At 55.9% G+C, this 12483-nt stretch carries 15 protein-coding genes and 1 tRNA gene; 8 read left to right on the top strand and 8 right to left on the bottom strand.

Translation table 11 applies throughout. From position 1 onward, the window contains the following. The 4 genes from AWJ14_RS21940 to AWJ14_RS22215 form a co-directional block, all read left to right on the top strand. Positions 1–646, top strand: a 646-nt coding sequence (locus tag AWJ14_RS21940) for a DNA adenine methylase (protein ID WP_139112633.1), incomplete at its 5' end; no start/stop codon positions are given. A gap of 1 nt (position 647) precedes the next feature. Further along, positions 648–1862, top strand: coding sequence for a metallophosphoesterase family protein (locus AWJ14_RS21945; protein ID WP_083220240.1), 1215 nt, complete (start codon positions 648–650; stop codon positions 1860–1862). Continuing rightward, positions 1859–3727, top strand: a complete 1869-nt coding sequence (locus AWJ14_RS22210; RefSeq protein ID WP_139112634.1) for an ORC-CDC6 family AAA ATPase — start codon at positions 1859–1861, stop codon at positions 3725–3727. Before AWJ14_RS21945 ends, AWJ14_RS22210 begins: the two co-directional genes overlap by 4 nt. Beyond that, on the top strand, positions 3717–4640 hold the full coding sequence (locus AWJ14_RS22215) for a hypothetical protein (protein WP_139112635.1): 924 nt from the start codon (positions 3717–3719) through the stop codon (positions 4638–4640). The genes AWJ14_RS22210 and AWJ14_RS22215 overlap by 11 nt, the downstream gene beginning before the upstream one ends. Here the strand turns inward: AWJ14_RS22215 and AWJ14_RS21950 are convergent. The 4 genes from AWJ14_RS21950 to AWJ14_RS12705 form a co-directional block, all read right to left on the bottom strand. Beyond that, a complete protein-coding gene (locus tag AWJ14_RS21950; protein ID WP_083220241.1) occupies positions 4632–4937 on the bottom strand; it encodes a helix-turn-helix transcriptional regulator in 306 nt (101 codons plus the stop codon). The genes AWJ14_RS22215 and AWJ14_RS21950 overlap by 9 nt on opposite strands. Before the next feature lie 17 nt (positions 4938–4954). After that, positions 4955–6277 (bottom strand): type II toxin-antitoxin system HipA family toxin, encoded by a 1323-nt coding sequence (locus tag AWJ14_RS12695; RefSeq protein WP_066179594.1) that lies wholly within the window; start codon positions 6275–6277, stop codon positions 4955–4957. A gap of 78 nt (positions 6278–6355) precedes the next feature. Beyond that, positions 6356–6709 (bottom strand): hypothetical protein, encoded by a 354-nt coding sequence (locus AWJ14_RS12700; protein ID WP_066179597.1) that lies wholly within the window; start codon positions 6707–6709, stop codon positions 6356–6358. Further along, the gene (locus AWJ14_RS12705; RefSeq protein ID WP_066179601.1) at positions 6706–7149 is read right to left on the bottom strand and encodes a helix-turn-helix domain-containing protein; all 444 of its coding nucleotides are present in this window, start codon (positions 7147–7149) and stop codon (positions 6706–6708) included. Before AWJ14_RS12705 ends, AWJ14_RS12700 begins: the two co-directional genes overlap by 4 nt. Before the next feature lie 65 nt (positions 7150–7214). Between AWJ14_RS12705 and AWJ14_RS12710 the strand changes: the two genes are divergently transcribed. The 3 genes from AWJ14_RS12710 to AWJ14_RS12720 all read left to right on the top strand — a co-directional run. Next, positions 7215–7433 carry a helix-turn-helix domain-containing protein gene (locus AWJ14_RS12710; protein WP_066179605.1) on the top strand — a complete coding sequence of 73 codons (219 nt, stop codon included), beginning with the start codon at positions 7215–7217 and terminating at the stop codon, positions 7431–7433. Positions 7434–7443: 10 nt separating this feature from the next. Next, the gene (locus AWJ14_RS12715) at positions 7444–7710 is read left to right on the top strand and encodes a helix-turn-helix transcriptional regulator (protein WP_027487993.1); all 267 of its coding nucleotides are present in this window, start codon (positions 7444–7446) and stop codon (positions 7708–7710) included. Then, the coding region (locus AWJ14_RS12720) for a site-specific integrase (RefSeq protein WP_139112638.1) at positions 7676–8823 on the top strand (1148 nt) is incomplete at its 3' end. The genes AWJ14_RS12715 and AWJ14_RS12720, both read left to right, overlap by 35 nt. A gap of 18 nt (positions 8824–8841) precedes the next feature. Here AWJ14_RS12720 and AWJ14_RS12725 read toward each other — a convergent pair. Beyond that, positions 8842–8918: transfer RNA gene (locus AWJ14_RS12725), tRNA-Ile, on the bottom strand. A 282-nt stretch (positions 8919–9200) separates the two neighbouring features. Here AWJ14_RS12725 and AWJ14_RS12730 point away from each other — a divergent pair. Next, positions 9201–9959, top strand: a complete 759-nt coding sequence (locus tag AWJ14_RS12730; RefSeq protein ID WP_066179608.1) for an SIMPL domain-containing protein — start codon at positions 9201–9203, stop codon at positions 9957–9959. A gap of 143 nt (positions 9960–10102) precedes the next feature. Here AWJ14_RS12730 and AWJ14_RS12735 read toward each other — a convergent pair whose 3' ends face one another. The 3 genes from AWJ14_RS12735 to AWJ14_RS12745 all read right to left on the bottom strand — a co-directional run bounded on the left by AWJ14_RS12735 (position 10103) and on the right by AWJ14_RS12745 (position 12481). Beyond that, on the bottom strand, positions 10103–10483 hold the full coding sequence (locus tag AWJ14_RS12735; protein WP_066179611.1) for a hypothetical protein: 381 nt from the start codon (positions 10481–10483) through the stop codon (positions 10103–10105). A gap of 278 nt (positions 10484–10761) precedes the next feature. Continuing rightward, positions 10762–11775 carry a DUF4424 domain-containing protein gene (locus tag AWJ14_RS12740; RefSeq protein ID WP_066179615.1) on the bottom strand — a complete coding sequence of 338 codons (1014 nt, stop codon included), beginning with the start codon at positions 11773–11775 and terminating at the stop codon, positions 10762–10764. Between the two features lie 109 nt (positions 11776–11884). Next, positions 11885–12481, bottom strand: coding sequence for a GNAT family N-acetyltransferase (locus tag AWJ14_RS12745; RefSeq protein WP_342587259.1), 597 nt, complete (start codon positions 12479–12481; stop codon positions 11885–11887). Positions 12482–12483: the final 2 nt, after the last annotated feature.

Raw genomic sequence — 12483 nt, forward strand, 5'->3', positions numbered from 1 at the left:
CTCCGATCTAAATCGCGACTTAATAAATCTCTATCATGCGGTCCGCGATTTTCCTGAAGAGATTTACGGTGAGCTAAACAAGATTCCACGTGAGCGAGAAACCTACAATAAGATAAGAGAAGCTATTATAAGCTCAGACAATCTGTTCGAACGAGCCGTATTTACCCTATATTTAAATAGAAACTGTTTTAATGGACTATACCGCACCAACAAGTCTGGTCACTTTAATGTCCCATTTGCGGCCGCCGGAAGAGGGGGGTATCCCTCCCTCAGTGATTTCATAAGCGCTTCGAATCAGCTTAAGATGGCAAATATTATTTGCTCCGACTTCGAAATCGTGATCAAGGAGCGCTTGAATAAAGAGGATTTTGTCTATCTTGATCCTCCTTACATAAAAAATGAAGGTAGAATATTTAATGAATATGTGAAGGGGCACTTTAATAAAGGAGATATGGATCGGCTCTCGGACGTTCTGAATTTGATAAACTCGAGAGGGGCTTACTTTCTTCTGAGCTTCATCGATGATGAAGCAGTTTATTCTCTTGCAGAGCAGTGGGGAGCTGAAAGGTATATGGTCCAAAAAAACATATCTGGCTTTGCTGCAAGCAGACGAAAGAGTTCAGAAGTCATAATTAAGAACTGGTAGCATGAAGATTCTTGTTATCTCTGATCTCCACGCGATTAGCGCAGCGCCCGCCAACGGTGTGTCACCTTCCTTCATCTCGTTTTCCAGTCCTCGAAGGACCGCCAGTAATGACCCTCTGATCGGATTGCGCGACCTGTTGAAAAACGGCAAGGTTGAGCCACCTGACGTGCTAATCTGTGCAGGCGACCTTGCAGACAGAGCAGACTCTCAAGCCACCGAGCATGTTTGGCGAGAGTTAATGGCGGTGCGGGATGAGAACAATATCAGCCACTTGCTTGCAACCTGTGGCAATCATGATCTCGACTCTCGACACAAGCAAAACAAGTTTGACCCGAGAGGCTTCCTGAAAGCTTTAGAGCCGCCTTTTCCGACCCCAGGCGCCAAGAAGCATGAAGCCATCCACCTTGAGTATTGGGCAAACAATTTTTCTATAATCGAAGATGCAAATTGGCGTCTTCTAAATATCAATTCGTGTGCCTACCATGGATACGGTGAAAGCTCGGAGCCTGAGCTACTGCATGGCCGGATTAGCGACTACACTCTGGACGCGATAGAGGCTCGGCTCGGCGAAGTCGTTTCTGCCTCCCCGCAGAAAACAAACATTTGCCTTTTTCACCATCACCTCCGCGACGTATCGAGTGATGAATTTGAAGACAAAAGCACGATGAAAGGTGCTAATCGGCTAATAAAGCTTTTGAGTAAAGCAAACTTGGGAGAGTGGTTCGTATTGCATGGGCATAGGCACCGATCGGATCTTTATTGTGCAGGAGGAAATTCAGCTCCAATTGTCCTCTCTTGTGCAAGCTTCTCTGCGACGCGCACCGGAGATGAGAACAATCCGTGTCCCAATCAGTTTTACGTCATTGACCTCGACACGTCCCAAACGGTTGGCTTTTCAAAAGTGAAAGGAACCATTCAAGCGTGGAACTGGACGCCTGGCACAGGCTGGCAATCGGACGCCAGCATCCCTGGTGGCTTACCCATTAAGACGGGGTTTGGCTATCGAGGTGACCTGCATGCGTTTTCTGATCGCCTTTGCGAGGCGGTGAATGCTGACGGAAGGGTTACTTGGCAGGACGCCTTGGCTAGGTTTTCGGAATTACAGTACTTTATGCCTAGCGATTTAGAAGCTCTCAACGGCATTCTGTCCCTACGCCCCGAGATTGTTTTGAGTCTGGAAGGGACTAGGATCCGTGAACTCGTGAGGAATGCATGACAGAGAGTCTCTATTTCGACGCATTCAACGCAAAACACAAATCCGACCGAGAGATTGCATCTAGTTTTGTGCCGCCTTCGGCCGCCCTTAGTCGCCTTATCACGAAAGGCCATGTGGTCGTCTCTGGCCCAAGAGGCTCTGGGAAAACAACCCTTCTTAAGATGCTCACAATACCCGCATTGTGCAACTGGCACGGAGACGACGCGGACGCGATTAAGAGCCGAGTGAATTTTGTGTCAGTGTTTGTTGCGGCTGATAGGAGTTGGCACGGTCAACTAAATGGCCTGGGTGCACAAATTGGAGATCCTGGAACAGCTGAATTGCTGGGAATGAGCACCTTCACCACCCACATCTTCAAAGCTATCGTTATCTCGTTGATGGAATGGCGCAATCCGGAGTTCGGGGGCAATTCGCTCCTTGGTCACCTAATTCCGGGCTTGTCACTCGATCAAGAACGGGAACTTGTGACGCGGTTAGCCGGAATGTGGCAGGTGGCGCCTCGCGCACCAACTTTCTTTGAACTGAAATCGGCGCTTTCCGAACGGTTGGCGGATATTGGTGCGCTAAAAAATAGAATCCGGTACAGCAGAGATTTATCTTTAGCTTCCCAAAAGGAATATTTATTCTTAGATTACAAGGAAGGTATGCGGCAAGCAGCAAGCGTGTCCAATGAAATTGGCGGTTTGCCGGCGAGACGTTGGGCGTTCTTATTTGATGAAATAGAAGTGGCGCCTTCCTTCATTCAGGAGTCTTTATTTCTTGACCTTAGAAGTGCGTCGGATGACCCTAATATAACCTATAAATTAGCATTGGCACCATTTAACAAGAATTTCAGAAATTATCAGCTGGATATTGGAGCGTCGCAGAAGAACGACTACACACACATAGATTTATCTTTCCCTAGAAAAGAAATTTCGTACGAGTTTTCGCGGAGGCTGGCTGAATCAATCTTAAAGAGTTCTGGAATAGAGGCCAGCATTGAACAGATGTTCGGCACGTCGTATTTTTCATTCGAGGACGAAGGTAGCGCTGATGACGGCGGAGAAAGCAAGTACGCGAAGGACAAGCCTCTTGGTAAGGTATTTAACTCTCTAGCTGATAAGGATTCTAGTTTTAGAAACTATCTTCAGCGAAGAGGTGTCAATCTCGGGGATGTTTCTGCGTTGAATGAAGCGGCCATGGCGAAAACTCTACGCAAGGCCAGAAATATAGTTGTTATAAGAGAATACTTTTCTCGACCTTCGAAAAGCAGTTTGCTAGCTGAGAGGTTGAGTAGTCGCTCAAGAAAGAGCTTTGGTCTTTATGCGGGCTTGCCGTCAATATTGACGCTTACCGAAGGCAATCCGAGGGCGTTGATCAACCTGCTTTCACCGCTAATCGCTGAATACCGATCACATAACGAAACCAGGAGCATATCCGAGGGCGTGCAAGCGATCGAGATTGAAAAGTCTATTCGAGTGATGAGATCTCTCCTTAAGACCGTCCCTGTCAGGGGTAAGCTTGACTCATCAAAGGGCCTTTTATCCCTGCTCGATACAATCGGCGAGGCGTTATATAATAACATTGTCGCTACCAAGTTTCGTGATCAGCCGCCGCTCTCTTTCCGTGTTGATAGAGGGGTTCATCCTGATTATCTGTCAGCAATTGGTAAGGCAATAAATATTGGTGCAATTATATACATCCCTGATCAAGCTTCAGATGAAGTAATATCGGATGTTGTGGGGAAAAGATTTCGCCTTAACTATCTTCTTTCCGCATATTATAAGCTGCCTTTGTCTTTTGATAGAGAGGCTAGCTTGTCCTCCTTATTGGGTTCCAACCTTGGGGCAAATCAAACCCAGATGGAATTTACAGATGAGAATTGAAGTAATCAACTTGGGGCCTGAAGAGGTATCATCCTATAATCTGATGATTTATGCTGTGGGCTATGAGGAGCGCTCCCGCTACCTTGCTCAGGAATATGCGGATAGGTGTGATGTACGCGTCGGATACTATTTTTCAGACGGTCGCATATTTAGTTTCGAAGAAAATGATCAATATCGTAAAAAGATCGCGGCGCATGTTCTTCCGCAGGGCAGCTCTCTAGTTAAGCTATTGCAGACGATGGAGCCTGGTAGATGCTTCGTCGGAGCTAAGGTATTGCTGGATGTGTCGTCACTTAACCGAGGAGCAATGGCCAGTCTGCTAGGTGAGCTGCTTGAAGATGATTTTTTTGCCGAGATTCAGTTAACTCTCGCCTATTCCATTGCCAAATTTCGAGAGCCGGTTGATGAGGAGGTTCAATTTTTAGATTTTGCACCGTTGGATGGATTCGAAGGCTGGACTTCCAATCCGGAGTTGCCGGCGGTTTTAGTTTTGGGCCTGGGGTACGAGACCGATCATGCAGTCGGCGCTGTAGAGTTTCTTGATCCGAGCTCTACATTTTGCTTTTTTCCTTCCGGTAATGATGCTCATTTTGACACTAAAGTGGAGGAGGCAAACAAGCCTCTTCTGGAGATAATAAACAAAGATCGGGTAATATTTTATCCCGTTATGTCTCCATATCAGACATACTGGCAGATGTATTCACTTATACATACTATAAAGCATGTTGCGCGCGTGATACTTGTGCCGATGGGGCCTAAAATATTCTGTAGTCTCTGCCTCGTTTTTCAAAAGGCTTTTGGAGAGGAGATTTCAGTTTGGAGAGCGAGCGGGCATACATTAGAGAATGCGCGTGATGCAGTGGCTCAAGGTATGGTTGTGGGGTACTCCGTAGTTCGCAAGAAGTCACTGTGAGCGTTGAGTGTGATAGTCTGTGCTTATCTGGGGTACGAAGCCGACCCTGAAGCCAAAAAGCCGACCTATCTTGTCCAACGTTTCAAGCGTCGGATTAGCCGCGCCTGATTCTATTTCAGCAATTTGTCGCCTCGTAAGCGACAGCGTCTTGGCAAACTCCTCCTGCGTCATGCCAAATCCTTTACGGATATCTGCAACGGCTTCAGGCAGCCTTAAGTCACCCGTTCGAGCGCGCTCCGCCAGTGTTCGCCGGTTTTCAAGAATCTCGTCTTTCGTTGGTTTCTTCCAGCGAGCCATTTAGTTGCCCTTAGTTATCAGTGGCGTGCCGCCAAAACGCTATCTGCAATCTCGATACAGCGTCCCATCGCACGGTCCAGAATATCCGCAGACGCTCCCATTTCTTTCGCTATGGCCGGAGCCTGGCGCAGATGTTCGGCAAACTCGGTGAGCGCAGTCTTGAGCGCTTTCTGCTCTGCAGGATCAGGCACCAGTTCAGCGCAAATGCGTTTCCAATCGGGAAGATGATCGCGACCGCCGTCTCGCATCATCGCCCATCGGGTGGAGCGAACGATACCCTCCTTTGCTAGCCGCATTGGTGCGAAATCAAACAGCGGGGACAGGCGGATTGTACCGTCCTGGTGCTTGCTGAGAGCTGAGTTCCGGCCATGATTGTCGGGATTGCCAAGCGCGAGGTTGGCAATATCGCGCTTCAGGTATTCGACAATGTCCGTGAACGGATCGGCCGAATATTGGCGCAGAACGTCGATATAGGCCTCATGCGTACCGACATGGCCAAAATCGGCAACGCCGATCGCGGACACCAAACTTTCTTGCCCCAACCGAATAGTTCCGCCGCCTTCTCTCTTCTTCCGGTCGAAGCGGGGAATGATCAAGACGCCTTCGGCATAGGTCGAAGGTTTGCTGACATTCAAGCCGATCTCTTGCGCGATCCGCGAATAAAGGGCTTCTCCTTCGAGGATGAGGCGGTCCACAGGCACGTTGCTGCGTACCAGCTTGACGATGACGTGGCGCACGGCCTCTTCGTCGGTCACGAAGCTGTCGGGATAGTAGAGCCCGTCATTCGCCTGGGTCATCGAGACCTTCGGCCATTCGCCTTGCAGGCCGCTTGAGCCGGAGGCGAGCATTCCAAAGCGATCGGCAACTTCCATAAAGCGATCCGACCGCTCAAGGATTTCTGCTTCTGTCACCCCTTGGCGCTCGACACCGCGCAGCCGTTCCACTTCGGCGTCCGCCGCTTCTTTGATGCGGATATTGCCTATGCCCCCCGTCGCCGATCGCAGAAGCAGCGGGAGATCAGAAGCGCGCGAGCCTTCGGTAAGGCCGAGGTGCTCGGCAAGCTTTCGCCTCGCGTGCCCCTGCGGCATGAGATCCAAGAGGAAGGGCGGCCAGCTGCGGCTATATCGATTTTCGAGATCGACGGGGTGACGGACGGATAAGGCGCGATGGTCCCGGACCGTTTTTCCAGCAGAAAACTCCGCCGATGCCACGGTGACGAAATAGTCGAGATCGTAATCGACGATCGACGCGCCCTGAAAGCCGGCCGCGTCGTCCTTGAGTTCCAATGACGCGGCGTGATGCCACTCACCGTCAAAATGGGTTTGGAGCGTTAAGCGCATTAATTGACCCTTTCAATGGTTCAAATAATGCATTTTTTAAAATTATTCAACCCATCAAAGTGGGTTGAATAATTGCCGTCAGAACTGCCAGCTACCGAAACGATCATCGAAGCTTCTGATACGGCTGACCATCTTCCGGCCACGCAGCGCATTACCGCACGCGAACAAAATGAGCGACAGGCTCAGCACTGGTGTCATCCAAGCTTCCGAGCCGCTGTTTGCGTCGAACAAGATGAGTGAAACGGCTCCCATTGCAGCGAAGAAGACCATCCCAAAATCGTATTGCTTTGAAAGGCTTTTGAGTCGGGCCGAGTGCTGAGTATAGCGCAACTGCCTTGCCAGCCTTCGTTTTTCGGATGCCAGTTGGTCGCGCTGGCGACCAAGGGCGTAGGCGCCCTGCATTATCTGCTCTTCAAAGCTCGATTTACTCATATTGCTGACCTCAGATATTTTTCTGCAATTTCCTCTGTGAATTCGCCGTGCTGTTCGGCGTAGTCGATTAGGAACCGGATGAGCTTCAAGCGCTTGTCCGGTTCCACCTGACAGTTTTCCCGCACGATAAAGGCATCAACTTGGTTCGTGACCTCGTGATAGAGATCTACCGTGTCACGATTGTAGGGGCTGCCTTCCCCGGTCATCATCCAGACTGGATTGACGTTGAACTTTGCGTAGAGCGAGCGCAGTACGCGAACGGGAATCTCGCGTTGGCCGCGCTCATAGGTATTGTAGCCGCCCTGGGAGACCTCAAGCGCTTCCGCAAAGGGGATCTGTTTCAGTCCCGAGTGTTCCCGGATCATCGCCAAACGTTTGCCCATCTGAATGAGCAGCGTGTCTTGCGTCGATTTATTATTTTGCTGATAATCGCGCTGCATTTTGAGGATCGATGTGATTCTTTTGCGTTCATATCACTCTATCATCAGTTGGAGGTGAATTTCCAATGCAGGCACAACTCTTGTCTCCCAAACAACTCGCAGACCGATCCGGATGGCCGGTTGCTCGCATCCGAAACCTGATCGCCAAGCAGGAAATCCGGCATGTTCGGATCGGAGGAAGTTTGTTTCTGCCGGAAAACGCCGTGGATGAGTATCTTGCGGCGAATATGGTCGAGCCCAAGCAGAAGGCTTTGGCGCTTGCTGACGGCGCTTCCAGAGCGTGAGGAACGGCACATGAAGCAACAAGCTGAAGCGCTGGCCCCGCGCCCCATTTACAAGGTCGCGGTCAGCCGCGTCCGTGCGGCGGAACTTCTCGACGTCTCGACGGGCACCTTTGACGACTGGGTCCGCCGTGGGCTTATGCCAAAAGGCGTGAAGATCGGCGCGTTACGCCGTTGGGATGCGGAGGAAATCCGGGCGTCCTGGTACGACATCAAAGAACAAGGCTTGAGCGGAGACGAAGACGATGGCGAAAACCCGTTTGATTACGCGGTTGGGTAATCAGCGCGTTCCCTTCAAATACTGCTCACGGGATATCGATCGGCACGGCAACGAGCGGTTCTATCTCCGCCTTCCAGGTATGCCGAAATACCGCATGACGTCTGCCTATCTGGACGAGGCTGGCAGCGTCACCCAGGCATTTACGGAAGAATATCACCGCGTTCTGGCTGGCGATCGTGGCGAGAAAACTGTCCCGATTTCTCGACTGGAGCCCGGCTCGGTTCGTTGGCTGGTCGAGACTTATTATCGGTCCAAGGCGTTTCAGAGCCAGTCGCCGGCCACGCAAAAAGACAAGAAGAGCGTTCTCAATCGTTATTGCAGCAATGTGGGCGAGCTGCCCTTCAAGAAGATTCGCAAATCCGACATCGAAGCCAGCCAGATGAAGCGCAGCGGCACGCCCGGCGCGGCTGACAAGCTGGTGAAATACCTGAAGGCGCTGTTCAATTGGGCTATCAGCGCCGAGCTAGCGACGTTCAATCCCGCGAACGGCGTCACCAAAATTCATAAGTCGCCCGGCTTCCATACCTGGAGCGAAGCGGAGTTGGCGCGCTATCGCGCAGCCTATCCGCTCGGCTCCATGGCCCGGCTTGCAATGGAACTGATGCTGAATTTGGGTGTCAGACGCTCGGACCTGGTCAAACTCGGCTGGCGGAACCTGGTCGGAGAGCGCATCGAATTCATGCCGGAGAAAGGGTCCGGCAAATATGCGCAGTCACTCAGCCTACCCGTCACGGACGAGCTTCGTGAGGCGCTGGACGCGATCACACATGATCAGCCGACCTTCCTTATCACCGAATACGGCAAGGCCTTCAGCGGCAACGGATTCGGCAACAAGATGCGCCAGTGGTGCAACGACGCCGATTTGCCGGAATGCTCTTCGCATGGCCTCAGAAAGGCGTCCGCGACGATCCTCGCCGAGGCCGGAGCGACCGAACATCAGTTGATGGCGATCTTTGGCTGGTCTGATTCCAAGATGGCGCAGCACTACACCAAAGCCGCCCAATCCAAGCGCATCATTGATGCCGGTTTCGAGCGCCGCAAAACCTACGTGGACCGCAATAATGTCCCACTTTCATCGATCCGAAATTCCGGTGAGACAAATCGAGGAAAAAANNNNTCCGAAGACAGAAATGGTGGGCCCGGAGGGACTCGAACCCCCAACCAAGCGGTTATGAGCCGCCGGCTCTGACCAATTGAGCTACAGGCCCGGAGGACCGGTCGGGCGCGAACGCCTCAAGCGGGACCCCGGCCGGACGCGAGAGGTCCGGATGCAACGCGGTGTAGACCAAAACACCCCCTGTCACAAGAGAGGTCGGCGCGCGCGTCTCAGCTCTCGCGGCGGCAGCATAACAGGCCCGGGCGGCGGCTTGCGCGGGCGCGCGGGACGGACGATAGCGAGTGCGCGTCAAGTGCTGCCGCAATGCGCCCACAATCGCCCGCCACAAACGGCGCGAAGGGACATCTTTTTTTGCATCTTACCGGAGGATTTCATGATTCCATCCCTCACTTTCAGCCGTCGCGCGGCCTTTGCCGGCGCGCTGGCAGCCGGCCTTTTCGCCAGCCTTCCCGCCTCCCTTGCCGACGAGGCGAAGACGCCCGCACCGGGCGTGGTGTCCGTCACCGGCGAAGGTGTGGCCGCAGTCGCACCCGACATGGCGGTGCTCTCCCTGACCGTGCTGCGCGAAGCCAAAACCGCGCGCGAGGCGCTCGACGCCAACAACAAGGCGATGGCCGATGTGCTTGGCGCCATGAAGGAAGAAGGCATCGCCGAGCGCGACCTGCAGACCGGGGCGTTTTCGATCCAGCCGCGCTGGGTCTATCCCGAACCCAAGAACGGCACGCAAGCCGAGCCCAAGATCGTCGGCTACACGGCGACCAATTCGCTGACCGTGCGGGTGCGCGACCTGAGCCGGCTCGGCGCCATTCTCGACACCTCGGTGACGCTCGGCGTCAACCAGGGTGGGGATGTGATGTTCACCAATGACGACAAGGACACGGTTCGCGACGCCGCCCGCCTGGATGCCATCGCCAAGGCCAAGGCCAAGGCGGAAGCCATGGTCGGGGCGCTCGGCGTGAAGCTCGGCCGCATCACCCAGATCGCGGAAAATTCCTACTCCGCCCCGCCGATGCCGATGGCGCGCGCGGAAATGGTGCAGATGAGCGCCAAGGCCGCTGATGCCGTGCCGGTCGCCTCGGGCGAGAACGAATACCGCGTGACCGTCAACGTCACCTGGGAAATCGACCAGTAACGGCCCAGTTGCCGCAAACCCCGGACACGAAGATCCGGGACGAGACCAGCGGACGCCGCCTTCCTTGCGGAAGGCGGCGTCCGTTTTTTCATCCCTTGCGTCCGCCCGGGCCGGTGGGGGCGGACCGGGCGGAGACGTCAGGGTCAGCGGCGAAAGCCGATGACCGGGCAGTGGCGCTCGTTGGCGAAGACGACGCGGACCGGACGGTGATGGCGGAAGCCTTCGACGACGACCCGGCCGCGACCGGCGCGGACCACATCGGCCCGGCGCACACCCATGTCACGGGCCTTGTTCACCGCCTGATGCGGGCGGCAAGCGCCACCGCGATCCCAGCCGTGGCCCCGGCCGTGGTCGCGGCCCCAGCCGCCGCGGCGATCGCGGTCGTGGACGGTGATGGCACCACCGGGGCCGCCGATCGAGAGTTCGAAACCGATGCCCGAGGCATTGGCGGCCGGTGCGGTGGCGGCAACGCCGGCAGTGGCGACGACGAGGGCGGCGAGAGCGTTGCGGATAAAGCGGTTCATGGCGGTTCTCCTGGTCTTTCGGCGCGGTGGCCTTTGAGTGACTTGTCTCAACCGGCTGTCCCGATCGATTGAGCCCACACTAGGCCTGCCCGCCTGAACCGAACCGGAACCACACGTTCATCCTGCGTTCAGCTTGCAGGCACGGGATCCTGGGGGGCTTACGGGACCGATCGGGCTTGGAGAGCGGCCGCGCGCCAGCGCCTTCGCGGCTCAGACAAGGCCCGGCCCGTCTGCCATGGCAGGAGCCCGCCAAGGATCGGGCCCGGAGACCCGCGGCTTCAGAAGTTCACAGGAACCAGCAGCAGGATTTCCAGGTCGCGGTCGGGATAGAAATCCGTCATCGTCATCTCGAAGGTGGTCGGCCCGGTCTTGGTGACGCCCTCGCCGCAGAAGCTGACCACGTTTTTCGGATCGCCCTTGTCGACGGTGAGCGTGAACGAGCCGATCGGTCCGGCCCAGTTGTTCCCGGTCATAAGGATGTAGGAAATCCAGTTCTCGACATAGAGCTGCGTGCCGCTCTCGATCTGCGCCTTGCGGGTCTTCTGCGCGATCCGCACCATCGACTCGTCGAGGCAGTAGCGCTTCTCGTAGTCGGCGAAGCGCTCGCCGCGCGGCTCGCCGTTTTCGTCGAGATAGGTGACGTCGACCGTGCCGCCGACGCTGCTGGCGTAGCGATGGCTGACGCGAACCTCGCTGTTGGCCGGATAGACGGTTTTCCACCAGTAGACCGATTTCAGCGTCCACAGAGGAACCAGATGGGCCTTCATGCCGCTGCCGTCGTCCCATTGCTCGACGCGCACGAGACCCAGCCCCTCAAACCGCGCAGCCGCCTCCGGGCTGAGCGCGGCAAGCGCGACCTCGGTCACCTCCGCGCCGGGCATCAGCGGAATGTTCTCGGCCTCGAGTTCGGCGGTCAGGTCGACATCGCTGACGGTGGCCCGCTGCTGCAGCTCCGCCACGATCGGCTGCCCATCCTGGGTCGTCTCGAAACCCAGGAAATTGTCGCCCGCATTCGGATCGAACGAAACCATGGCGTAGCCGCCTTCAATGTCGGGAACCGGAAACGCCACCAGCGCCTCGACATCGCTGTCGGTGGTGTTGCGGAACCGGTAGTCGACCCGGACCTCGGAGGGCGAGATGTAGAGTTTTTCCTCGACCATCGAGATGGCCTCGGTCTGCACGAAGACGAGGCCGCCGGTCTTGAGTTCGGCGGTGGTGTCGTTGGCCGGCGCCGCATGGGTCGCCGCCAGCAGCAGCAGGGTCGCAATTGCGTGGGACTTCATCGACGCCATGACCGGATCCTCAAGAGGGAGATGCCCAGAGGTAGCCTGCCGCCACGGCGATCCGCAACAGAAATTCGCAAGCCCCGGCCTGTTGCGCTGTCGCAGCGAGCGCCGTGCCTCAGAGCGCCCTGCCCCAGACCTGCAGCCGCTTGACCGTCTCGGCGTCCTCGCCACGGTCGCGCCAGGAAAACTCCACCTCCAGGCCCTCAAGCGGCGCGTAGCCGAGCCGCCGCCAGAAGCCGTCGAGCGGCAGGTAATCCGCGGGCCGCGCCGGATGGTCCTGCGGCCGGATCACCGACGCAAACACCGCGCGCGAAAACCCTTGCGCACGCCCTGCCGCCTCGCGCAGCTCGAAAAACCGCCGCCCGGCCCCCTGCCTGCGATATCCGGGCAGCAGCACCGATTCGGCCAGATAGAAGAAATCACGCGGATCGAGCCCGGCGCGGGCGAAGGGGGCTGCGAACTCGTCGGCGTGGTCGGCCAGGGGCGCGGCCGTGGCAGCCCCCACCATGCGCCCCTCGGGCGTGCGCGCGGCCACCACCACCGCCCCCGGAGAGGCGGCGAAGCGCGCGAGATAGCGCGCCTCATAGGCGTGATCGCCCTCGTAGAGATAGGGCCAGCCGGCAAAGACCTCGATCCGAAGCCGCGCCAGGTCATCGAGCGCGGCAGGCACCTCGCCCGCTGCAAGCACGGAGAAATCGAGCGGCGCAGACACCA

The sequence above is a fragment of the Parahoeflea olei genome (genome assembly GCF_001703635.1).
GTDB classification, from domain to species: Bacteria; Pseudomonadota; Alphaproteobacteria; order Rhizobiales; family Rhizobiaceae; genus Hoeflea; species Hoeflea olei.

Coding starts and splice junctions, on each gene's coding strand:
- AWJ14_RS12730 (WP_066179608.1), top strand. CDS start 9,201: ATGATTCCATCCCTCACTTTCAGCCGTCGCGCGGCCTTTGCCGGCGCG.
- AWJ14_RS12715 (WP_027487993.1), top strand. CDS start 7,444: ATGAAGCAACAAGCTGAAGCGCTGGCCCCGCGCCCCATTTACAAGGTC.
- AWJ14_RS21945 (WP_083220240.1), top strand. CDS start 648: ATGAAGATTCTTGTTATCTCTGATCTCCACGCGATTAGCGCAGCGCCC.
- AWJ14_RS22215 (WP_139112635.1), top strand. CDS start 3,717: ATGAGAATTGAAGTAATCAACTTGGGGCCTGAAGAGGTATCATCCTAT.
- AWJ14_RS12700 (WP_066179597.1), bottom strand. CDS start 6,709: ATGAGTAAATCGAGCTTTGAAGAGCAGATAATGCAGGGCGCCTACGCC.
- AWJ14_RS12705 (WP_066179601.1), bottom strand. CDS start 7,149: ATGCAGCGCGATTATCAGCAAAATAATAAATCGACGCAAGACACGCTG.
- AWJ14_RS21950 (WP_083220241.1), bottom strand. CDS start 4,937: ATGGCTCGCTGGAAGAAACCAACGAAAGACGAGATTCTTGAAAACCGG.
- AWJ14_RS12695 (WP_066179594.1), bottom strand. CDS start 6,277: ATGCGCTTAACGCTCCAAACCCATTTTGACGGTGAGTGGCATCACGCC.
- AWJ14_RS12735 (WP_066179611.1), bottom strand. CDS start 10,483: ATGAACCGCTTTATCCGCAACGCTCTCGCCGCCCTCGTCGTCGCCACT.
- AWJ14_RS12740 (WP_066179615.1), bottom strand. CDS start 11,775: ATGGCGTCGATGAAGTCCCACGCAATTGCGACCCTGCTGCTGCTGGCG.
- AWJ14_RS12710 (WP_066179605.1), top strand. CDS start 7,215: ATGCAGGCACAACTCTTGTCTCCCAAACAACTCGCAGACCGATCCGGA.
- AWJ14_RS22210 (WP_139112634.1), top strand. CDS start 1,859: ATGACAGAGAGTCTCTATTTCGACGCATTCAACGCAAAACACAAATCC.